Below are 22,126 nucleotides of genomic sequence, written 5' to 3'. Positions count from 1 at the left end.
CTGCGCCTGGTTGGCGGACAGCGCCTTTTGGGGGTATGTGGTGTGATGATCACATGCCCGCTCGTGCACTGGACAGAGCGCGCGAGTTGTACAAGAGCGGATGGGCAGAACAGGAGAACTACCGGGCTCCTGCGGCCATCCGATTGCTCAACCGTGCGCTCGCGCACACCGATCGCGCTCCCGACAGTCCGGAACGGACAGACCTGCGGGTGCGCATCCTCTACACCCTGGGCCGCAGCCTCGGTGAGACCAGCGGCATGTCCGTCGCGGTCGGCACGTTCGACGCGGCCCGGCGTGAGGCCGACACACTGGCCGACCGCAGGCTGCGGGCATTGCTGAACGGGTGCATCGACCACAGCCAGGGCAACATCATTCTGCGGCTGGGACAGCCGGAGCAGTCGGTCCAGTGGTTCGGCCCGATCATCGCGTTCATCGAGAACGAGATGGCTTCCGCAGCAGACCGCCTCGAGTCGAATCTCGTGCGGCAGTTGGCTTCAGCGCTCATCGCGCGTGCCTTCGCCAACGCCGCCATTCGCCGCCGCGACATCGCCATCGCCGATCTTGAACGTGCGAGCGCGCTCGCACGGGAGCACCAACTCGACGACCTTTACCCGTACACCCAGCACGCTCTGGCCAACACCTACAAGCAAAGCGGCGATCTCGCGGAGGCGTTGAGGTACTACGGGGAGGCCGAGCGCGTTCTCCGTCTGCAGGAGCAGGCTTCTCTGCTCAGCGGGGTCCAACTCGACCAGGCCGAAGCGATGCTCATGATCGGACTGTCCGATGAGGCCGGTCGGGCGCTCGACGAGGCGCTGCCGGTGATGCGCAAGGAGAAGGTCGGGCAGGACATCGCCGAGGTCGAGATGTTCCGCGCCTCGGCCGCGTTGCTGGACGACCAGTTCGACCTCGCACGAAGGATGGCGAAGGCGTCCTGGCGCAAGCTCGTGAAGCGCGGCAGCACGTGGTGGATGATGGCCGCGCTGATCGAGCTCTGGGCGCACGCCATGCAGGCCAAGCGCGTGACGAGCGCGTTGGTGCAGAAGGCGCTCGCCTTGTCCGATCATCTCGCCGCCAACCACCTCGTGGACGAGGCGAGGCTCGCGAAGCTGCTGGCGACGCGATTGGAGATCCGTCGGGGGAAACTCGCCGACGCGGAGGAACTGCTGCGCCAGTTGCCCAGCCCGCGCGCGGTCACCCCGATCGACCACCGCATGCAGCGCAGGCTGGTGCTGGCCGAACTCGCCCTGGCCAAGGGAGATCGCCGTACCGCGCTGCTGCACGCCCGCAAGGGGCTCGAAGAGCTGGGGCAGGTGCGCGACCAACTAGGTGGACTCGAGCTCGTGTCGGCGACCGCCGTGCACAGCCGTGAGCTCGGCGAGCTGGCGATCCGGCTGGTGCAGGGGAGCAACGACGCGCGGCGGCTGTTCGTCTGGCTGGAACGGACGCGTGCCCAGACCTACCGCTACGAACCGCTGGAACACGTCGAGAACCCCGAATTGGCCGAGCGGATCGTGGAGGTGCGCGGGCTCGGTCGTGATCTGATGCGCGCCGGTCTCGACGGCAGGCCGACCACCGAGTTGCGCACGAAGCTGGCGAAGGCGCAGCGGGAGGCGAACCGGCTCGGCTGGAACTCGCAGCGGTGGGGCAGGCCGCGGCCGATGGCGGGGCTCGGCGAGGTGATCGCGGAACTCGGTGAGCGGGCCATGGTGAGTTTCGTGGTGTCGGACGGCGGGATGGTCGCCGTCGTCATCGCGGGCGGACAGGTCCGGACGGTTCGGCTGGGTGCTGCCAAGGACGTGCTGGAGAGCGCGCAGAAGCTGCACTTCGACCTCAACGCGCTGGCACCGGACTACCTGCCGCAGCCGTTGGTGCAGGTGATCGGAGGCTCGGCGCGCAGGCAGGCCGACGTACTGGACGCCATGCTGATCAAGCCGTTGCACCACCTCATCGGTGAGCGCGAGTTGGTCGTGGTGCCGACGGGCACGCTCTACGCGGTGCCTTGGGGGGTCATTCCGAGTCTGCACGGCAGGCCCGTGGCGACGGCGCCCAGTGCTACGGCGTGGCTGGCGGCGACGCAGTCCGGCAAGCCGAAGACCGACAAGGTGTTGCTGGTGCGCGGACCGAGTCTGCTGTTCGCGGACGGTGAGTTGGATCGGCTCGCGGCGCACCACGTCAAGGCGACGGTGCTGTCGGGGGAGGACGCGACCGCGGCGGAGGTCCTCGCGCATCTCGACGGGGCCGATCTGGTGCACGTCGCCGCCCACGGTGAGCACGAGACCGAGAACGCCCTGTTCTCCCGGCTCGAACTGGTCGACGGCCCGCTTTTCGCGCACGAGCTGGGTCGGTTGCGCAAGCCGCCCGCGCACGTGGTGCTCGCGGCGTGCGAGCTGGCGTTGAACCGCATCAGGCCTGGTGACGAGGCTTTGGGGTTCGCCGGCGCGATGCTGGCCGGTGGGACGCGGACGGTGGTCGCCGCGGCCAGCAAGGTCGGGGACGAGGCCAGCGCCGCGGCGATGGCCGACTACCACCGGGCGCTGGTGGCCGGTGCCGCGCCGGCGGTGGCGTTGGCTGAGGCGATGGCGAAGGACCCGTTCCGCCGGCCGTTCCTCTGCCTCGGGTCGGGCTAGGCCGATCGAGTGGTCGTCCGGCGAGAAGCCGCTGGTCAGCGGTGACTTCCACGCTGGCTGCGAAGGTTCTTGGTGAACTTCTCTCGTCGTTGTGCCATCTTGGTCTGGACCGAGGGGATGCAACGGCCCGCCTATCGGCTCTAGTCGATACGCGGGCCGTTGTGCGAGAAACAACCGCATGCGCAGAACTCTGCTCGCTGTTCTCCTGGCGGCCGCCGCGGTGGTAGCGGCGCCCACGACCGGAACAGCGCAACCGTCGAGTCCGGATAGAGAGCCTGGCAACGGGCCTGAGCGCAACGAGATCGCCACTCTGGACAACGCTTTCCAAGCGCAGTCCGTGCTGGCTCAGGGGGAGAACCAGGCCGACAGACACCAGGGTTACCCGCGCCGGACGAAGCTGCGGACGTACCCGGAGAACGCGGCCGACAAGTCCATCAAGCTCGGCCTCGCGCCCTACCACTCGCTGGCGCCGAAGCTGAACGCGTTGCAGCAGAAGAGCAACAGGATCTCCGTCGAGGTCGTCGGCCAGTCGGGACTGGGCCGCGACCTGTACCTGGTCACGCTGACCGCGCCGGAGAGCGCGACGGAGACCCGGATCCAGGAACGGTTCCGCGCCACCATCGAGGAAGGGCGCAACGTCCCGGCGGGGCTGTACAAGGCGCCGATCTGGATCAACAACAACATCCACGGCGACGAGTGGGAGGGCACGGACGGCGCGTTGCGCGTCATCGAGCACCTCGCCACGAGCAACGACGCCGAGACCCGCTCCCTGTTGCAGCGCAGCAGGGTCTACTTCAACCTCACGGCGAACCCGGACGGCCGCGTCGCCGGCACGCGCGCGAACAACGCGGGCTTCGACCTCAACCGCGACTTCGTCACGAGCTCCCAGCCCGAGAACCGGGCCATGCAGGACATGGTGGAGCGCACGCAGCCGTTGATGATGCTGGACGAGCACGGTTACGTGACGAACACGCTGATCGAGCCGACCACGCCGCCGCACGGCCAGAACTACGACTTCGACCTGTACATCAAGCACGGGTACGCCGGCGGCCTGCTGATGGAGAAGGCCGTGCAGGCGCTCGGGCATCCCGAGACGGCGAAGCCGGAGATCCCGTTCCGCGACTACCCGGTCGGCGAGTGGGACGGCTGGGCACCCATCTACACCGCGCAGTACTCGATGTACCACGGTGCCGTCTCGTACACGATCGAGATCCCGCAGCAGGTCAACCGGCAGGCGTACGAGACCCTGCCCGCGACGGAGCTGCAGCGGCGTTCGAAGATCAACACCGACGTCGTCGAGGCCACCATCAAGACCACGCTCGACTACGTGGACGACAACCGGCGCGACCTGATCGCGAACCAGACGGAGATGTTCCGCCGCGGTGCCGCCGGTGAGGCGCAGCGCTACATCCCGGACGGCTTCGTCCCCGGGTTCGGGCCGGAAGACCGCTTCAGCACCGAGTTCCCGCGCGCCTACGTGATCACCGCCGAACGGTCGGCACCCGCCGCCGCACGGCTCGTCGACCAGCTGGTCCGGCACGACGTCCGGGTCGAACGGGCGGAAAAGCCGTTCACGCTGGGCGGTAAGCGTTATCCGGCCGGGTCGTACGTCGTGGACATGCACCAGCCCAAGCGCGGCCTCGCGAACGTGATGCTGGAGCAGGGCAGCGACATCTCCGACAAGGCACCGGTCATGTACGACATCTCGGGCTGGAGCCACCGCCTGCTCTGGGGCGCGTCGGTCGACATCTTCCAGCGCGGTCAGTTCCGCTTCGACGGCAAGCCGGTCGTGGCCGCCGCGCCGACCGGAAACGTCGACGCCGCACCGGGTGCCGACCTCGCCCTCGCACTGACCGACCAGAAGGACGTCAGCGCCGTCAACGACCTGCTGTCGCGCGGTCTCGGCCTTCGCCGCCAGGACGACGGCACGATCGTCGTTCCGGCGAACGAAAGGGCCGCCGCGAAGGAGGTCGCCGACCGCTACGGCGTGCGCTTCACCACCGCCAAGCCAGGTGGTCAGGCGTTGCAGCGCAAGGTGATCGCGGCCGCCGTGTCCGCCGACGAGCTGCAGGTGCTGCGCGAGTCCGGGTTCGACGTCCGCACGATCTCCACCGCGGTGCTGAACGCGGGCTTCGACTGGTCGCGCATCGACGCGCTGTACGTGGGCGCGGGCCTCAACTACGCCCAGCTCAACGCCACCGCCAAGGCCGCGCTCGACGAGTTCCTCAAGCGCGGCGGTGTCGTCACGCGAGGTGCGACGGGCAGCAGGTTCAACACCGACGCCAAGCTCCTGCAGGCCACGCCGACGGCCGGCTGGGAGGACGCCAACGGCGTGGTGAACGTCGTCAACGGCACCGGCCCGATCGGCGCCAACGCGTTGCCGCACTCGTTCGTCTACGCGCCACAGTGGTTCACGAACCTCGGCACGGGCGTGACGGTCGAACAGCGCTACGGCAGCACGGTGATCGCCTCGGGTCACTGGCACGCACGCGACGACGGCACTGGCGGCCAGGACGCGGCAGCGGGGCAGGCGGCGGTGGTGTCGGGTACGGCGGCCAACGGCACGAAGGTCGTCCTCTTCGGCACTGAACCGATGTTCCGCAACCACCCGAAGGGCCTGTACGCCCAGGTGGCGCGGGCGCTGTTCTGGACGAGCACCCGCTAGGGGAGAACGGGGCGGGGAGCCCCGACAAGCCTCCCCGCCCCACTCGCTGTACCCCACAAGAGGGTTCCCGCTCGGCGATCTCGGAAACCCCTGGTCAGGACACCCCAGGCGGCAGGAAGCCGTGCGCCGACAGGTCGAACCAGTTGCCCTCGGGATCGATCGCCCGGTACTCCGCGAACGGCCGGTCCCCACCGCGCAGAGCCGGCTTGGGCTCCAGCGTCTCCAGGTACGGCGCCACGTCCTCCACCTGGAACCCGAAGTGGTTGAAGCCGGTCGGCACGTCGCCGTCGAGCCGCTGCTGGATCAACGCCAGGTTGACGTACCCGTCGGTGACGAAGTGGCTGCCGTCGGGGTCCGTGTGGAACAACGACATCCCGAACCGCGACGTGTAGAAGTCGGCCATCTCCTTCGCGTCCTGCACGACGAACGCGATGTGCCGCAACCGTGGCCTGCTCATGCCGTTCCCTTCGGGATCATGTTGTGGAACGCGGCGATCTCCCACCCGTCCTCGCGCCGCACGACGACGGCCTGCGCGTGGGTGGTGATGCCCGCCGGGGCGATGGACGACGTGACGTGCACGACCGAGACAACGTCGGTCAACGGCCTGATCAGGCTGATCTCCGCGGTCAGCTTGGTGTCGCGGTACGGCCCAGCGAAGAGCTGGGAGTGCCCGAGAGCCACCGCGTGACGCCCGAACAGCTCCTCACCGCGCACGGTCACGAAGTCGACGTCCTCGGCGAAGACGGACGCGAACGCCGCGCCGTCGCCGACGGCCCAGCCCTGCTCCATGCGTTGCCACAACGAGTAGATCTGCTCGGTCATGAATGGTTCGTCCTCAACGGCAGGCGTAGGCACTCGGAGTCCCACGCGGCGAGCGAGTAGTAGAGACCGCCATGGCGGCGTTCGAGGTAACAGACGACGTTCACGGGCCATCCGCTGTTGCGGAACATGTGCTCGTCCATCGGTGTCGGGCTGTCGCTCAACGGCCGGTTCCGCTCGCACTCAGGCCCGAGCCGGTGCCAGTCCGGGTGCAGGTGGATCGAGCCGAGCACGTCCATGCCGGAGGCGTCGGCCTTCCGCGTGATCGTCAGCAGGTCGGCCGGATCCAGCCACCACGCCCGCACCGGGTTCTCGTACGCCGTGCCGAACTTGGGCACGATCGTCGACGCGAACTCCTCCCGCGCCGAGGGGTCCGTCAGCCGCGCGTTGCGGCCGAACGCCACCTCCGACACCACGGCCTCGGTGCCGGCGGATCGGCCGAGCAGCACCGCGAAACATGGTCTCGGTTCGTCCTCGGTGATGAACGAGTATTCGGCGGACGCGGCCTCCAAAAACGTTTTCACAGCGCGATCCGAAAACAACACCGCGTCGGTGCGCGTCGGGCGCTCGGCCAATTCCATCACGTCGGCGAACGTATCGAGACCGGGTCGTCTCAGGCGAGATAGCGAAGCGTATTGGCCCTATTACATTGCGCGATAACATCGGGCTCATGCGTCTGGAAGTGCGGCATCTCGAACTGGTCGTGGCGATCGCCGACTGCGGCAGCCTGCGCAAGGCCGCCGCCCGCCTGCACCTCACCCAGCCCGCGGTGACGACGCAGCTCAAACGCATCGAGGACCATCTGGGCGGCACGTTGTTCCTGCGCACGGCCGATGGCGTCAAGCTCACGCCGACCGGCCAGGACTTCGTGCAGGAGGCGCGGTCGATGCTCACTCAGCTCGTCACGCTCGAACGCGTAACGCGCCGTAACACGCAAAGTCCCACCGCTCCCACCAGGCTCGCGGGAATCCCCGCTTATCACTTCGGACTACTCGTCGGCGCGTTAAAGGACAACGTCACCAGTCGCACCATCAAGGAGACGGGCACGCTCACCGCCTTGCTCACCACCGGCGAACTCGACATCGCGGTGATGCGTCAATTTCCCGGTACTCCGCTGACACTGCCGCCGAACGTCGGACATCGCCTGCTCACCCGCGAACCGCTGTTCGTCGGCGTGCCCGACCAGCATCCCGGAGCACGAGAACCCGAGATCGGACTCGAAGCGCTCGCCGACGACAAGTGGGTCATGCCGGAGCCCGACGACAGCGGCATGAACGCCCACTTCGCCCGTGAGTGCGCGGCCGTCGGGTTCGAGCAACGGATCGGGCACTTCAGCAGCGAGGCGCACGTCGTGCTGACGTTGATCAGGGAGTCCGGCGCGGTGTGCCCGCTCTACCCGGTCGGAGGCACCCCGCCCGGCGTCGCCCGCCTGCCGATCACCGGGAACCCGCTGGTGCGCGAGGTCGTGCTGGCCTGGCGCACGGACGCGCCGGTCGCCGGGGAGATCGACGACCTGTGCGAACAAGTCGCCACCGGATACCTGAAGCTGGTCGAGGAGAGCGAGGTCTACGCGCGGTGGTGGCGCGCGGGAGGAGAGGCGTTCGCCCTCAGTCCTTAGTGCCGCCGCCGTTGTTCGGGCGCACGATGATGACGACCCGGTCGTCGGACGAGACGGGCTGGCCGCCGTTCTTGTTGACCGTGCCGACCAGCGACGCCGACTCGTTCAGCATCTCCATCGGCCCGAGCAGACCGAAGCCGTCCTCCGCCATCGCGATCTCCGGCTTCCCGGTGAAGGCTCCCGCGGAGTTCATCGACAACGACTGGTAGCCCGGCGTCTTGGACGTGGCCACGGACAGCTGGTCCGAGAACGACGAGCACCCCATCACTCCGGGCCTGTCGGGCCACGCCCACGCGACCTCGCCGAGCTTGCCGGGGACGACGCGGTAGACGACGTCGCCGCTCGCCGCCCAGTCGGTCACCCAGATCTTCGAGGTGTCGGCCGAGACGCACAGGCCGCCGGGCAGCCTCAGCCCGGACGAGACGACGGTGCTGCCCGCCGTCGGGTTGCCCTGGGCGGGCTGACCGGAGCCGTCGATCCGCAGCACCTTGCCGGCCAGCGAGTTCGGGTCGGCGGCCAGCGCGGGGTTCCCGGCGTCACCGGTCGCGACGAGGATCGCGCCCTTGCGGTCGCTCGCCAGCACACCGCGGTTGCCGGAAGGCCCCTTCGGGATGCCGGTGAGGATCGGTTTGGGCGTGTCACCGGGCGCGATGCGCAGCACGCGGTTGTCCGTCGCGGTCGTCACGTAGACGTACGCGAGCTGGTCCTCGGCGAACGTCGCCGACAGCGCCAGCCCGGTCAGTCCGCCGTCGGTCGACGCGTCGACCTCCAGCTGGGCGATCACGACGGGGTCGACGTCCTTGGTGACCTTGACCAGGCGCCCGCCGCGTTCGGTCGCGTAGGCCGCGACGCCGCCCTGGGCGTCGGCGCCGATCGGGGCGACCCCCGTGACGGTGTTGAGGCACGTGGCCACGACGGCGGGGTGGTAGTCCTTGCAGCCCTGCGGCGGCGGCACGCTCTGCGGTGCCGGGTTGCGGCCGGGGTCACCGGGCGTCGGGCGGTACTCGCCGGGGAGCTCGGGTTTCGGGCCTGCCTGCGGGGTCAGCTGTGGCTGGGCGCTCCACTGGGTGGGCGCCGGCTCGTCGGGAAAACTCGCACAGCCCCCTGCCAGCAGGCAGACGGCGGTCAGCAACGCGACGGAACGAACCACGACTCCAGGTTAGGTGCGCGGCCGTGAACCGGAAGTGAACGCCTCCGCGGTGGCGAAGTCGACCGACCGCACCCGGTCGAGCAGCAGGTCGAGTTCGGCGGCGACCTCCTCGGGCGCTTCCAGCGGCAGGTAATGGCTGCACGGCAGCACGCGCAGCCGCGCCTGGGGCAGTGCGCCGACGGGCCCGGACATGCTCTCCGTCGTCGCCAGCAGGTCGTCGCGACCGGCCAGGAGTGTGACGGGGCACACGATCGGGGTGAGGTCCTGGCGCGGCGTCTCGCCCAGCGCGAGCGCCAGCGTGAAGTACCAGCGCCAGTCGTGCTGCAGGAACCGGCTCACCGCCTGCGTGACGGCCTTCTGGTCGCTGCTCGGCTTGATCACGCCGCTGTGCCGCAACAGGAACGTCGTCGCGTCCGTCACCGGGAGGCGGTGCAGCACCCTGTCCAGCACCGGACCGGCCTGCTGCAGCAGCTTCGCGCTGGTGAGCCCGACGAGCCGCCGGACGTTCTTCGGCACCAACGGCAGCATGGCGTCGAACGAATCACCCGGCGCGCCCGCGACGAGCAGCAGGCCCGCCACGCGTTCCGGATGACGCAACGCCAGCTCGGCCGCGATCGTCACGCCCATCGACCAGCCCATGACGACGCACCGCTCGATGCCCGCCTCGTCCAGCACGGCGAGCGCGTCCGACACGTGGTCGTCCAGCGAGATGCTGCGCTCGTCGACCGGCCGGTCGGATCCCATCGTGCCGCGCATGTACCAGCTGAGCAGGCCGCCGCGATCGGCCAGCGACGGCCACGACTCGGGTCCGGAACCCACGCCGGGGCACAGCAGGACCGGTGTTCCCTCACCTGGTGCCTGCCACGCTCGGATCTTCGTGCCGTCCCACGCGATGACGTCGTGCTCCCGCATGAACGACATTCTGACGTACTTTGCTCTGGTGACGCTCACCGTGCTCGTGCCAGATGATTTCGGAGTCCAAGCGCTGTCCCAGGTGGACGGTGTCCGGCCGGTCCGCTACGTGCCGGGGGAGCCGCTGCCGTCCGGCGCGCGCGACGCCGAGGTCCTGATCCCCCGGTTCCTCGCCGGAACTGACCCGCGCGAGGTGTTCGCGCAGCTGCCCAATCTCAAGCTCGTGCAGTTGCTCAGTGCCGGCGCGGAGAACTTCATCGGCAAGGTGCCGGACGGTGTGCTGCTCTCCACGTGCCGGGGCGCGCACGGCGGCAGCACCGCGGAGTGGGCCATCGGCGCGTTGCTCGCGATATACCGAGACTTCCTCGTTTTCGAACGCGCCCGCGCCGAGGGCCGCTGGGACTACCACCTGACGGACACCTTGCAGGACAAGAAGGTCCTGATCGTCGGCGCCGGTGACCTGGGCGAGCAGCTGAAGCGCCGCCTGGAGCCGTTCGACGCCACGGCGACCCTGGTCGGCCGCACCGCCAGGGACGGCGTGCACGGCCAGGACGAACTGCCGTCGTTGCTGCCGGAGTTCGACGCGGTGGTCGTCTTCGTGCCGATGACGGAGGAGACCCGCCACCTCGTCGACGCCAAGTTCCTGGCCGCGATGAAGGACAACGCGATCCTGGTCAACGGCGCGCGGGGGCCCGTCGTCGACACCGACGCATTGCTCGCCGAACTGAATTCCGGGCGACTGCGCGCGGCCCTGGACGTGACCGATCCCGAACCGCTGCCGGCCGATCATCCACTGTGGACCGCGCCGGGCCTGCTGCTGACCCCGCACGTGGCCGGATCCTGCACGGGGCACACACAACGCGCCTACGCGATCGCCGCATCGGAAATCTCCAGGTACGGTGCAGGAGAGCGCCCTCGCAACCTCGTGAACGGCCTGTACTAGAAGTGTGCTAGTCCGTTTGGGTGAACCTGGGCTGCCGTTCGGCTCTCGCGCGCCCGCATGAGGTCTCACTAGCGTGCGGGCGTGGCTACTCACGACAAAGGCTCGACGAGTTCGAGCGCTTTCTCCGACGACTCGTTCTATTCGAGCAGCGGAGGGGGAGTGCACCACTTCGACGACGGCACGGCCAGAGTCGGCGGAGACACGGTCCAGTCGTACGACTCGTCGACGAAGGCGTTCGACAACTCGGGTTACACGCCGCTGGAGACGTCCACTGTGGACGACCGCGACGACGACCTGTTCGACGACGACCGCAAGAAGTTCGGCTGGACGGCCGGGCCCGACATCGGCCTGCTCGGCCTGCGCGCGGTCCTCGGCGGCATCTTCGTGCTGCACGGCCTGCAGAAGGTGTTCGGGCTCTTCGGCGGCCCCGGCATCAACGGCTTCGCGCAGTCGCTGGAGAAGATGGGCTACCGCGAGTCCACCGTCCTCGCCTGGGTCACCGGCATCACCGAGCTGGCCGGCGGTGGCCTGCTCGTGCTGGGCCTCTTCACGCCGCTGGCCGCGGCGGGCCTGCTCGCGGTGATGGCCAACGTCATCGCGCTGCAGTACAAGGGCGGCTTCTTCGGCCCCAACGGCGTGGAACTCGAACTGGCACTCGCGGGCATGGCGTTCGCGGCGCTGTTCGCCGGGCCCGGCCGGGCCGCGCTCGACTACAACCGCAGCTGGTTCCGCCACCCGCTGGCGGCCGGGTTCATCGCGCTGGTGATCGGCATCGGCGGCGCCGCGGTGACGTACTTCGTCTTCCGGTAGAACAGCCCTGTGCGGAAGAACGTGACGGGAGCGGTGCTCCAGCTCGCCCTGCTGGTGATCGGGATCCCGGTCGTCTACCTGGTGGCGTTCCCGTTCGGCCTCACCGCGAAGTCCCTGCTCCCGCCGCTCGGCCTGCTCGCGGGCCTCGTCGTCGGCGGCGTCATGGTCAAGAAAACGGAGCAGCCCGTCAGCGGACCGCTGACGGGCTGGCTCGTTTTCGGCGCCGCTATGACGCTCGCACTGGTTCTTTAGAGGTCCGGGTTGCGCACGGCACCAGTCGACGCGTCGGTGGCCATCCGCGCGTAGGCCCGCAGCGCCGCCGTCACCGGACGGATCCGGTCCACCGGCTGCCACGGCCGTTCGGAGGCCTCCATCTTGGCGCGGCGCTCGGCCAGCACGTCGGCGTCCACCAGCAGTTCGAGGCGCCGCTCGTGCACGTCGATCAGGATCCGGTCGCCGTTCTGGACGAGACCGATCGTGCCGCCGCCCGCCGCCTCCGGCGAGATGTGCCCGATCGACAGGCCCGACGAACCACCGGAGAACCGGCCGTCCGTGATCAGCGCGCACTTCTTGCCGAGACCGGAACCCTTGAGGAACGCGGTCGGGTGCAGCATCTCCTGCATGCCGGGGCCGCCTGACGGACCCTCGTACCGCACGACCAGGACCTCGCCCGCCTGGATCTCCTTGTTCAGGATCGCCGAGACGGCCTGCTCCTGGGACTCGACGACGCGCGCCGGGCCCTCGAAGTGCCACAGCTCCTCGTCGATGCCCGCGGACTTGATGATCGCGCCGCGCTCGGCCAGGTTGCCGCGCAGCACGTTCAGGCCGCCGTCACGGGTGTAGGCGTGCTCGTCGTCGCGGATACATCCATTCGAGGCGTCGGTGTCCAAAGAGGACCAGCGGTTCGACGTCGAGAACGCCTCGGTCGTCCGCACGCCACCGGGGGCGGCGTGGAACAGCTCGATCGCCTCCGGCGACGGGTTCTCCGCGCGGATGTCCCACTTGCCGAGCCACTCGGCCATCGTCGGCGTGTGCACCGACGTGACGTCGTCGTTCAGCAGGCCGGCGCGGTAGAGCTCGCCCAGCAGCGCGGGGATTCCACCGGCCCGGTGCACGTCCTCCATGTGGTAGTCGGAGTTCGGCGACACCTTCGACAGGCACGGCACGCGGCGGGACAGGTCGTCGATGTCCTGCAGCGTGAAGTCGATCTCGCCCTCCTGCGCGGCGGCGAGGATGTGCAGCACGGTGTTCGTCGAGCCGCCCATGGCCATGTCGAGCGCCATCGCGTTCTCGAACGCCTTGCGGTTCGCGATCGACCGCGGCAGCGCCGACTCGTCGTCCTCGCCGTACCAGCGCTTGCACAGCTCCACGACGACGCGGCCGGCTTCGGAGAACAGCTCGCGGCGCGCGGCGTGCGTGGCCAGCGTCGAACCGTTGCCCGGCAGGGACAGGCCGAGGGCTTCGGTGAGGCAGTTCATGGAGTTCGCGGTGAACATGCCGGAGCACGAACCGCACGTCGGGCACGCGGAGCGTTCGACCTCCGACAGCCCGTCCTCGCTCACGGCAGGGGACGCGGACGCGGAGATCGCGGTGATCAGGTCCGTCGGCGCGACGGCGACACCCTCGACGACGACGGCCTTGCCGGCCTCCATCGGGCCGCCGGACACGAACACGACGGGGATGTTGAGCCGCATCGCCGCGTTGAGCATGCCGGGCGTGATCTTGTCGCAGTTGGAGATGCAGACGATCGCGTCGGCCTGGTGGGCGTTGACCATGTACTCGACGGAGTCGGCGATGATCTCGCGGCTGGGCAGCGAGTAGAGCATCCCGCTGTGGCCCATGGCGATGCCGTCGTCGACGGCGATGGTGTGGAACTCGCGTGCGACACCGCCCGCCTCGCGCACCGCCTCGGCCACGATGTCCCCGAGATCGCGCAGGTGCACGTGGCCCGGCACGAACTGCGTGTAGGAGTTGGCGATCGCGATGATCGGCTTGCCGAAGTCGCTGTCGGTCATGCCGGTCGCGCGCCACAGGGCGCGGGCTCCGGCGGCGTTGCGACCGTGGGTGGTGGTGCGAGAGCGGAGCTGAGGCACTGCTCCTCCAGATTCAGTTCAAGAAAAAGGCGCGCGGGACGCGGGGGTGAGGCGTCCATCAGTCTGGGAGCGGTGCCTCAAAGGTTACTTGTGCGCAGACTCGCCGAGACCAGCAGACAGGCCAGTGCGAGCGTGATCACGTGCACGACGGTGCACCACAGGCAGATCTTGCCGATGATCAGGAACTCGGCCGCCACCAGGTAGACCACCATCAGCACGCCGACGCCGACCGCGCCGAGACGCACCCATTTCAGTGCGTCGATCCGCCACGCGAACGGGAGGCAGATCACGGTCAGGAACGCGAAGAACGCCAGGCCGAGGAACGCGACGGGGATGCCCAGGAGCTCCGACTGCTCGCTCGTGGTCACGGTCTCGCAGTCGATGACCGCGTCCGCCGAGCACAGCAGCGCGTTCGCGTTGAAGTGCGTGTACGTCAGATAAGCCGAGGTCAGCAGGCCCGCGACGGACAGCAGCAGGCTCAGCAGCGGAACTCGTTTGATCACTTCTCCGACTCTACGACCTCTTCAGCGACCTCTTCGGCGGGCTCCTCGGCGACCGGCTCTTCCTTGACGGTCGGGTCCGGCACGCGGCCACCGCTGATCAGCGACAACGCCGGCAGGTGCATGAACCGCACCGCGGGCAGCGTCACCTCGGAGTCGTCGTCCTTCACGGCCTTCAGCCAGCCCTTCTGGACCAGCCGGATCGACTTCAGCTCGGCCCACTTCACCGTCGTCGTGCCGAACACACCGCGGGCGACGAGCTCGTCCTCGGTGACCGTCGTGCGGTTGCGGACGACCCAGTACGCGTAGCCGAGCGGGAGAACGTAGAGCGCTTGCAGTCCCGGAGCGAGCCACGCCACAGGGGTGACGCAGATGGCGATCAAACCCGCTGCGAGCAGGGCCGTTGCCGGGATGCGAAAGACCAGCTTCTTCACTCGGACGATTGTTCCACGTCCACGATCCGGGAATTCCATCCCGCAGAGTTGACGCACTCTTGCGCGAGGCGATAACGTCCGCTTCATGCAGCGCACGCTCGTTCTCGTACTTCTCAGGCGCGTCGACGCCTGAGCCGAACAGCCTGCGTCGACGCGCGACCCTCGCACGACCCAACTTCGGGTTGTCGAGGGTTTTTTCGTGTCCGGACCCCGATACCCACGAGGCAAACCAATGACCAGCGCACCATCGCGACAGGCTTCCGAGCCCTCGTCGCCACGTCCAGGTCCGCGGCCCAAACCGGCTCCGCCCACTGGCGCGCCGATTCGAGTGACCGGGGCTCAGTCCCTCGTCCGCTCGCTTGAGGCGGTCGGGTGCGAAGTGGTGTTCGGCATTCCCGGCGGGACGATCCTTCCCGCGTACGACCCGCTGCTGGACTCCACGAAGGTCCGGCACATCCTCGTCCGCCACGAGCAGGGCGCAGGACACGCGGCGACCGGATACGCGCAGGCCACCGGCAAGGTCGGGGTCTGCATGGCGACCTCGGGTCCGGGTGCGACCAACCTCGTCACCCCGATCGCGGACGCGAACATGGACTCCGTCCCCATCGTCGCGATCACCGGCCAGCAGTCGCGGCCGCTGATCGGCACGGACGCCTTCCAGGAGGCGGACATCTGCGGCATCACGATGCCGATCACCAAGCACAACGTGCTCGTGACCGACCCGGCGGACATCCCGCGGGCGATCGCGGAGGCGTTCCACATCGCGTCGACCGGCCGACCCGGCCCGGTCCTCGTCGACATCCCCAAGGACGTGCTGCAGGAGCAGACCAGCTTCTCGTGGCCGCCCGAGATGCGCCTGCCCGGTTACCGGCCGACGACCCGGCCGCACGGCAAGCAGGTCCGCGAGGCCGCCAAGCTGATCGTGGCCGCCCACAAGCCCGTCCTGTACGTCGGCGGCGGCGTCATCAAGGCCGACGCGCACGCCGAACTGCTGCGCCTGGCCGAGGACACCGGCATCCCGGTCGTCACGACGCTGATGGCGCGCGGCGCGTTCCCCGACTCGCACGAGCAGCACATGGGCATGCCCGGCATGCACGGCACCGTCGGAGCCGTTGCGGCGATGCAGAAGTCGGACCTGCTGATCGCCCTGGGCGCCCGCTTCGACGACCGCGTCACCGGTCAGCTGAACTCGTTCGCGCCGGACGCGCAGATCATCCACGCCGACATCGACCCGGCGGAGATCTCCAAGAACCGCCGCGCGGACGTCCCGATCGTGGGTGACTGCAAGGAGATCATCACCGAGCTGATCGACGCCGTCCGCACCGAGCGCGAGACGGCCAAGGCCGTCGACCTCGCCCCGTGGTGGGAGACGCTGAACTCGATCCGCGAGACGTTCCCGCTCGGCTACGACTGGCCGGAGGACGGCACGCTGTCCCCGCAGTACGTCATCGAGCGGATCGGCAAGTTGTCGCCGGCCGACACGATCTACACCGCGGGCGTCGGCCAGCACCAGATGTGGGCCGCGCAGTTCGTGAAGTACGAGCACCCGCGCACGTGGATCAACTCCGGTGGCCTCGGCACGATGGGCTTCGCCGTTCCCGCCGCGATGGGAATCAAGGCCGGTGAGCCGGGCCGCACGGTGTGGGCCATCGACGGCGACGGCTGCTTCCAGATGACCAACCAGGAACTCGCCACCTGCGCCATCGAGGGCCTGCCGGTGAAGATCGCCGTGATCAACAACGGCAACCTGGGCATGGTCCGCCAGTGGCAGACGCTGTTCTACGGCGAGCGGTACTCCAACACGGATCTGGGGACGCACAAGCACCGCATCCCAGACTTCAAGCTCCTGGCGGAAGCCCTCGGTTGTGCGGGCCTGCGCGCCGAGTCGCGCGAGGAGGTGGACGAGGTGATCGGAAAGGCGTTGGAGATCAACGACCGCCCGGTGGTCGTCGACTTCGTCGTCGGCAAGGACGCCCAGGTGTGGCCGATGGTCGCGGCCGGCACCGGCAACTCCGAGATCATGGCCGCCCGCGGCATCCGCCCCCTGTTCGATGAGGACCTGTGATGACCAGGCACACGCTGAGCGTTTTGGTCGAGGACAAGCCCGGCGTGCTCGCACGCGTCGCCGGCCTGTTCTCCCGCCGCGGCTTCAACATCGAGTCGCTCGCGGTCGGCCGCACCGAGTACCCCGACATCTCGCGCATGACCATCGTGGTGTCGGTCGACGAGCTGCCGCTGGAGCAGGTGACCAAGCAGCTCAACAAACTCATCAACGTCATCAAGATCGTGGAGCTGGAGCCGAGTGCTTCCGTTCAGCGGCAACTGGTGCTGATCAAGGTTCGCGCGGACGCGACGGTGCGGTCGCAGGTCCTCGAAACCGTTCAGCTCTTCCGCGCGAAGGTCGTCGACGTGTCACCGGAGGCCGTCACCATCGAGGCCACCGGCACGTCTGAAAAACTCGACGCGTTGCTGCGCATGCTTGAGCCCTACGGGCTTCGCGAGATCGTCCAGTCCGGCATGGTCGCCATCGGCCGTGGCGCTCGTTCCATCACCGCCACCGCGGTTCGTTAGAACTAGAAAGTAGGGAATTACTGTGAGCGTCGAGATCTTCTACGACGACGATGCCGACCTGAGCATCATCCAGGGCCGCAAGGTGGCCGTGATCGGCTACGGCAGCCAGGGCCACGCCCACGCCCTGTCGCTGCGCGACTCCGGCGTGGAGGTCCGCATCGGCCTGCAGGAGGGCTCCAAGTCCCGCGCCAAGGCGGAAGAAGAGGGCCTCGAGGTCGGCACCCCGGCCGAGGTCTCCGCGTGGGCCGACGTGATCATGATCCTGGCGCCGGACACCGCGCAGCGCCACATCTACGCCGACGAGATCGCCGCGAACCTCAACGAGGGTGACGCGATCTTCTTCGGCCACGGCTTCAACATCCGCTACGGCCTCATCACGGTTCCGTCCGGTGTGGACGTCGCCATGGTCGCGCCGAAGGGCCCCGGCCACCTGGTCCGCCGCCAGTTCGTCGACGGCAAGGGCGTCCCCGCGCTCATCGCCGTCGAGCAGGACGCCTCGGGCAACGCGCAGGCTCTCGCCCTGTCCTACGCCAAGGGCATCGGTGGCACGCGCGCCGGCGTCATCAAGACGACGTTCAAGGAAGAGACCGAGACCGACCTCTTCGGCGAGCAGGCCGTCCTCTGCGGTGGCGCTTCGGCTCTCGTCCAGGCGGGCTTCGAGGTCCTCACCGAGGCGGGCTACGCCCCCGAGGTCGCGTACTTCGAGTGCCTGCACGAGCTCAAGCTGATCGTCGACCTCATGTACGAGGGCGGCATCGCCCGCATGCGCTACTCGATCTCCGACACCGCCGAGTTCGGTGACCTGACCCGCGGCCCGCGCGTCGTCACCGCCTCGGTGAAGGAGGAGATGAAGAAGATCCTGGGCGAGATCCAGGACGGCACCTTCGCGAACGAGTGGGTGGCCGAGGACGACAACGGCCGCGCCAACTACAAGAAGCTCCAGCAGGAGGGTGAGAACCACCCGATCGAGGTCACCGGCAAGAAGCTGCGCGACATGATGTCGTGGGTGGACCGCCCGATCACCGAGACCGCCTGACCTTCTTCGAGGCTTTCTCCCAGGGAGGCCCGTGGAGCGTGTGTGACGCTCCGCGGGCCTTTCCGCTTTCGTTCGCATCCATCCGCTAGCGTCTTTCGCATGACCGAGAGCGCGCCGATCTACGACGACAAGGCCCACGTGCGCGGCAAGCTGGACCTCCGCAACGCGCAGTGGAAGCGGCCGCCCGAGCCGGAGCCGGAAGACGGCCACGTCGAGATCGCCTTCATCGAGCACACCGACGGCGCCACGTACGTCGCCATGCGCAACTCCAAGCAGCTCGAACCCGTCCTCACCTTCACGATGGCGGAGTGGGACGCCTTCGTGCTGGGCGCGAAGGACGGCGAGTTCGACGAGCCCTGGTAGCAGCCAGAACAGCGTCGGCGACCTCCTCCAGTGACCGCGTGCCGTCGACGATCACGGCACCGAGACCCCGGTACGTGGCCTCCATGTGCACGTTGTGGCTCAACGCCGCCGCCAACTCCTCCGGATGCTTGCCGAACGAGTTCGAAGTGCGAGTCCTCAACCGCTCGCGCATCGTCGCGTCGTCGATCACCAGGCACACCACCACGTCGAACAGGTCCCACACCTCCGCCTCGTTCTCGACGCAGCCGCAGAGGAACGCATCCCGCTCCCCGGCCTCCGCGACAAAGCTCTCGACCCGCGCACGGCTGATCCGCCACCCGAACCGGTCGAGCCACCCCTGCGGCACCGGGTCGGGCGGGTCGGCGACGACCTGCCCGCTCACCCGGTCCACCCACTGGTTGAAGCCCTCCCAGTCGGCGTCGACCGCCAGCTCTCCCTTGCTCTTGAGCAGCGAGCAGACCGTCGACTTGCCGGCCCCCGACGCCCCGGTGATCCACACGAGCGGCATCTTCGAAGCGTCCCACGGCGGACAATTCATCAAGGCCGACCGCGGGCCCGGCGCGCGGCGCCAACCGATCGCAAACCGACCCGCCTGGCCTGCCTGACCTGCGGAATGCAGAAGTCCGCAAGAAACCTGCACACCCCCTCGGACATGGTGGCCTCACATCTGCCGAACAGGGGAGAAAGCCTTGAGGAAGATCTTCGTGACCGCCGCGGCCGCCGCGCTCACCGCGGCGGCGCTGCTCGTGCCGGGAAGCGCGTCGGCGCAGGACATGGGTGTGCAGGCCACGTGCGACCCGGACAAGCACGTGAACATCCACGTGCAGAAGCGCGGCAACTTCATCGACGGGCTCGGCGGGTTCTTCAACTGCGATCAGGCGACCACCGGCTACACGATCATGGTCCAGGAGAAGACGACCCTCAGCTGGAAGGACCACGTCGTCCGGTCCGGCGTGTGGAAGACCAACCAGTACGCCGTCACCACGTACACCTGCAACGGCACGAAGACGAAGACGTACCGGGCGCTCATCAAGGGCGGCATCGGCACTCACGCGTGGATCCGCACGTCCAGCAGCATCAAGGTGGCGTGCGGATGACCGTCGCGCACTAACACGCGCCCCTTCGCCCTCGTCCGCGGTGTCGTGGACCAAGGCGAGGGGGCGGTGTTCGCGCCACCGCACTCGCCAACGCAAGGCGACCACTTACGAAGGCTTGGCGCGCGGTGCCACCCGGAAAGCCGGCAACGCAAAGGCGACCACGTACGAGGCCTGGCGTGGCGATGCGAAGCGAGCCGTCTGAACCTTCAGGGCTGGGTAGCGGTGCACCCCGCTCATGGCGATTGGGGCTTGACCTCAAGCCCCAATCGCAACCCCGCACTTCATCACGACCCGCGCGCCTACTCCCGCAAGGCGACCACCCTCAAGGAACGCGACCAACCCCGCTGGAACGCGACAAACGCCCGCAAACCGACCCGCACGGCCTCCGCACGACCCCGTCCGTCAACGCCCGTCAACGCCCGCCCAAGGCGAAGCCCTCCACCCGCCCTACGTCAACGCCCCACCCGTTCCCAGGGCGTGGGCGCCACTCTGTCGGGTGAACGCCACGTCCACCCATGCTTCGTCCCATACTGCAAGACGCGGGCGGTGACCTGAGCCACCCGGCGGAATGCGCGCGCAAGGCCGGTGTCTATGCTCGTTAACAGTCCGGACACATTGCGGTGCTCCGGTCGGCGCGGGCCAGCCGCCCCCGACCACGCCCGCGCCCCACGATCCGACCCTTCCTGGGAGCGATGTCCGTGAGCAACACGAGCCGACCTGTTGTCCTCATCGCCGAGAAGCTCGCGCCGTCCGTTCTGGACGCTCTCGGTGACGGCGTCGAAGTGCGCCACGTAGACGGCACCGACCGCGAAGCCCTCCTCACCGCCGTCGCCGACGCGGACGCTCTGCTCGTCCGGTCCGCCACCCAGGTGAACGCCGAGGTCTTCGCGGCCACGCGCAAGCTGAAGGTCGTGGCCCGCGCGGGTGTCGGCCTGGACAACGTCGAGGTCCCGGCCGCCACGCAGAACGGCGTGATGGTCGTCAACGCGCCGACGTCCAACATCGTCAGCGCCGCCGAGCACGCTGTCGCGCTTCTCCTGAGCGTCGCGCGCCAGATCCCGGCCGCGCACGAGACGCTGCAGAACCACGAGTGGAAGCGCTCCAAGTTCAACGGCGTCGAGCTCAACGGCAAGACGGTCGGCGTCGTCGGCCTCGGCAAGATCGGCCAGCTGTTCGCGCAGCGCATCGCCGCGTTCGGTGTCGAGCTCATCGCCTACGACCCGTACGTCTCGGCCGCGCGCGCCGCCCAGCTCGGCATCGAGCTCGTCAGCCTCGAAGAGCTGCTCGAGAAGGCGGACGCGATCAGCATCCACCTGCCGAAGACGCCGGAGACCAAGGGCCTCATCGGCGCCGAGCAGCTGGCGAAGGCCAAGCGCGGCGTCATCATCGTCAACGCGGCCCGCGGTGGCCTCATCGACGAGGAGGCTCTCGCCGAGGCCGTCAGGGAGGGCCAGGTCGGCGGCGCCGGCATCGACGTCTTCTCCACCGAGCCCACGACCGAGAGCCCGCTGTTCAACGTGCCGGGCATCGTCGTCACCCCGCACCTCGGCGCGTCCACGGCCGAGGCGCAGGACCGCGCGGGCACCGACGTCGCGAAGAGCACCATCCTGGCGCTCGCCGGCGAGTTCGTGCCGGACGCCGTCAACGTCCAGGGCGGTGCGGTCGGCGAAGAGGTCCGCCCGTACCTGCCGCTGGTGCAGAAGCTCGGCACCGTCCTCAGTGCACTGTCGCCCAAGGCCCCGACCAGCGTCACCGTCGAGGTCCGCGGCGAACTGTCCAATGAGGACGTCGCGATCCTGCCGCTCGCCGCGCTGCGCGGGGTGTTCTCCAAGGTCGTCGAGTCGCAGGTGACGTTCGTGAACGCGCCGAGCCTCGCCGCGGACCTGGGCGTCAGCGTCGAGCTCGTCAAGGAGACCGAGAGCCCGAACCACCGCAGCCTCGTCACGGTGAAGTCGGTGCACGCGGACGGCAGCACGTTCAGCGTCTCCGGCACGGTCAGCGGCATCGCGCAGGTCGAGAAGCTGGTGAACATCAACGGCCGCAACTTCGACCTGAGGGCCGAAGGCACCGTCCTGCTGCTGGAGTACCCGGATCGTCCGGGTGTCATGGGCACCGTCGGCACGCTGCTCGGCGAGGCCGGCGTGAACATCGAGGCCGCGCAGATCAGCCAGACCGGCAACGACGCGGTCATGGTGCTGCGCGTCGACCGCCCGGTCGACACCCAGGTGCTCGACCCGATCGGTGCCGCCGTCGGTGCGCGCACGGTCAGGTCTGTCGACTTCGGATAGTCACGACAAACGGGAAGGGGACGGGCAAAGTCCCCTTCCCGTGTTCGTCGTCATTCACAACGAAGTCGTAACAGGCAACTATCCGTAGACCACATTCATACTTTCGGGGCAGTCGCAGACACACGATCAGCGATTAGCGTCCCCACGAGGTTGACCCGGTGCCGTAGAGGGCACGGCACTGTCTTTCGGGTCGAAGGCAC

The 22,126-nt window shown here is 68.5% G+C and carries 21 protein-coding genes; 12 read left to right on the top strand and 9 right to left on the bottom strand.

Annotated features, from left to right (window positions below):
* Positions 1-53 precede the first annotated feature (53 nt).
* A complete protein-coding gene (locus SK854_RS25815) occupies positions 54-2,627 on the top strand; it encodes a CHAT domain-containing protein (protein WP_319977672.1) in 2,574 nt (857 codons plus the stop codon).
* 178 nt (positions 2,628-2,805) lie between these two features.
* Positions 2,806-5,292 (top strand): M14 family zinc carboxypeptidase, encoded by a 2,487-nt coding sequence (locus SK854_RS25810; protein WP_319977671.1) that lies wholly within the window; start codon positions 2,806-2,808, stop codon positions 5,290-5,292.
* Positions 5,293-5,386: 94 nt separating this feature from the next.
* Here the strand turns inward: SK854_RS25810 and SK854_RS25805 are convergent, their stop codons facing one another.
* The 3 genes from SK854_RS25805 to SK854_RS25795 are packed head-to-tail and all read right to left on the bottom strand — an operon-like array spanning position 5,387 to position 6,635.
* Positions 5,387-5,749 carry a VOC family protein gene (locus tag SK854_RS25805; protein WP_319977670.1) on the bottom strand — a complete coding sequence of 121 codons (363 nt, stop codon included), beginning with the start codon at positions 5,747-5,749 and terminating at the stop codon, positions 5,387-5,389.
* Positions 5,746-6,114, bottom strand: a complete 369-nt coding sequence (locus tag SK854_RS25800) for an SgcJ/EcaC family oxidoreductase (protein WP_319977669.1) — start codon at positions 6,112-6,114, stop codon at positions 5,746-5,748. Before SK854_RS25800 ends, SK854_RS25805 begins: the two co-directional genes overlap by 4 nt.
* Positions 6,111-6,635: a hypothetical protein gene (locus SK854_RS25795; protein WP_319977668.1), complete on the bottom strand. Its 525-nt coding sequence runs from the start codon at positions 6,633-6,635 to the stop codon at positions 6,111-6,113. Before SK854_RS25795 ends, SK854_RS25800 begins: the two co-directional genes overlap by 4 nt.
* A 146-nt stretch (positions 6,636-6,781) precedes the next feature.
* On the opposite strand from SK854_RS25795, the gene SK854_RS25790 reads away from it, so the two are divergent.
* Complete coding sequence (locus tag SK854_RS25790) at positions 6,782-7,729, top strand: LysR family transcriptional regulator (protein WP_319977667.1); 948 nt, start codon at positions 6,782-6,784, stop codon at positions 7,727-7,729.
* Here SK854_RS25790 and SK854_RS25785 read toward each other — a convergent pair.
* Together SK854_RS25785 and SK854_RS25780 are read right to left on the bottom strand one after the other, a co-directional pair.
* Positions 7,719-8,879, bottom strand: a complete 1,161-nt coding sequence (locus SK854_RS25785; protein ID WP_319977666.1) for a PQQ-dependent sugar dehydrogenase — start codon at positions 8,877-8,879, stop codon at positions 7,719-7,721. The genes SK854_RS25790 and SK854_RS25785 overlap by 11 nt on opposite strands.
* A 9-nt stretch (positions 8,880-8,888) precedes the next feature.
* A complete protein-coding gene (locus SK854_RS25780) occupies positions 8,889-9,791 on the bottom strand; it encodes an alpha/beta fold hydrolase (protein WP_319977665.1) in 903 nt (300 codons plus the stop codon).
* Between SK854_RS25780 and SK854_RS25775 the strand changes: the two genes are divergently transcribed.
* The 3 genes from SK854_RS25775 to SK854_RS25765 all read left to right on the top strand — a co-directional run bounded on the left by SK854_RS25775 (position 9,790) and on the right by SK854_RS25765 (position 11,796).
* The gene (locus SK854_RS25775) at positions 9,790-10,734 is read left to right on the top strand and encodes a 2-hydroxyacid dehydrogenase (RefSeq protein WP_319977664.1); all 945 of its coding nucleotides are present in this window, start codon (positions 9,790-9,792) and stop codon (positions 10,732-10,734) included. The two genes, SK854_RS25780 and SK854_RS25775, sit on opposite strands and share 2 nt — an antisense overlap.
* A gap of 81 nt (positions 10,735-10,815) precedes the next feature.
* Entirely contained in the window at positions 10,816-11,544 is a 729-nt protein-coding gene (locus SK854_RS25770; RefSeq protein ID WP_319977663.1) for a DoxX family protein, read from the top strand.
* 9 nt (positions 11,545-11,553) lie between these two features.
* The gene (locus SK854_RS25765; RefSeq protein ID WP_319977662.1) at positions 11,554-11,796 is read left to right on the top strand and encodes a hypothetical protein; all 243 of its coding nucleotides are present in this window, start codon (positions 11,554-11,556) and stop codon (positions 11,794-11,796) included.
* Here SK854_RS25765 and ilvD read toward each other — a convergent pair.
* The 3 genes from ilvD to SK854_RS25750 form a co-directional block, all read right to left on the bottom strand.
* Positions 11,793-13,637, bottom strand: coding sequence for a dihydroxy-acid dehydratase (gene ilvD / locus SK854_RS25760; RefSeq protein WP_319977661.1), 1,845 nt, complete (start codon positions 13,635-13,637; stop codon positions 11,793-11,795). The genes SK854_RS25765 and ilvD overlap by 4 nt on opposite strands.
* A 77-nt stretch (positions 13,638-13,714) precedes the next feature.
* Positions 13,715-14,140, bottom strand: a complete 426-nt coding sequence (locus SK854_RS25755; protein WP_319977660.1) for a vitamin K epoxide reductase family protein — start codon at positions 14,138-14,140, stop codon at positions 13,715-13,717.
* Positions 14,137-14,571 (bottom strand): PH domain-containing protein, encoded by a 435-nt coding sequence (locus SK854_RS25750; protein ID WP_319977659.1) that lies wholly within the window; start codon positions 14,569-14,571, stop codon positions 14,137-14,139. The genes SK854_RS25755 and SK854_RS25750 overlap by 4 nt, the downstream gene beginning before the upstream one ends.
* Before the next feature lie 232 nt (positions 14,572-14,803).
* Here SK854_RS25750 and SK854_RS25745 point away from each other — a divergent pair, with 232 nt between their 5' ends.
* From SK854_RS25745 to SK854_RS25730, 4 genes are all read left to right on the top strand, one after another.
* Positions 14,804-16,636 carry an acetolactate synthase large subunit gene (locus tag SK854_RS25745; protein WP_319977658.1) on the top strand — a complete coding sequence of 611 codons (1,833 nt, stop codon included), beginning with the start codon at positions 14,804-14,806 and terminating at the stop codon, positions 16,634-16,636.
* On the top strand, positions 16,636-17,142 hold the full coding sequence (gene ilvN, locus SK854_RS25740) for an acetolactate synthase small subunit (RefSeq protein ID WP_030479767.1): 507 nt from the start codon (positions 16,636-16,638) through the stop codon (positions 17,140-17,142). The genes SK854_RS25745 and ilvN overlap by 1 nt, the downstream gene beginning before the upstream one ends.
* Positions 17,143-17,164: 22 nt before the next feature.
* Positions 17,165-18,178, top strand: a complete 1,014-nt coding sequence (gene ilvC, locus SK854_RS25735) for a ketol-acid reductoisomerase (protein WP_030479766.1) — start codon at positions 17,165-17,167, stop codon at positions 18,176-18,178.
* Between the two features lie 99 nt (positions 18,179-18,277).
* Entirely contained in the window at positions 18,278-18,541 is a 264-nt protein-coding gene (locus SK854_RS25730) for a DUF397 domain-containing protein (protein WP_090051086.1), read from the top strand.
* On the opposite strand, the gene SK854_RS25725 is transcribed toward SK854_RS25730, so the two are convergent.
* Positions 18,474-19,049, bottom strand: coding sequence for an AAA family ATPase (locus SK854_RS25725; protein WP_319977657.1), 576 nt, complete (start codon positions 19,047-19,049; stop codon positions 18,474-18,476). The two genes, SK854_RS25730 and SK854_RS25725, sit on opposite strands and share 68 nt — an antisense overlap.
* A 181-nt stretch (positions 19,050-19,230) precedes the next feature.
* Between SK854_RS25725 and SK854_RS25720 the strand changes: the two genes are divergently transcribed.
* Both SK854_RS25720 and serA read left to right on the top strand, forming a co-directional pair.
* A complete protein-coding gene (locus SK854_RS25720; RefSeq protein ID WP_319977656.1) occupies positions 19,231-19,638 on the top strand; it encodes a hypothetical protein in 408 nt (135 codons plus the stop codon).
* Positions 19,639-20,336: 698 nt separating this feature from the next.
* On the top strand, positions 20,337-21,926 hold the full coding sequence (gene serA, locus SK854_RS25715; RefSeq protein ID WP_319977655.1) for a phosphoglycerate dehydrogenase: 1,590 nt from the start codon (positions 20,337-20,339) through the stop codon (positions 21,924-21,926).
* The last annotated feature ends 200 nt before the right edge of the window (positions 21,927-22,126 follow it).

The sequence above is a fragment of the Lentzea sokolovensis genome (assembly GCF_033949975.1).
Classification (GTDB): Bacteria; Actinomycetota; Actinomycetes; order Mycobacteriales; family Pseudonocardiaceae; genus Lentzea; species Lentzea sokolovensis.
The sequence above is the reverse complement of the archived record's forward strand: the minus strand, read 5'-3'. Positions and strand labels throughout refer to the sequence as shown.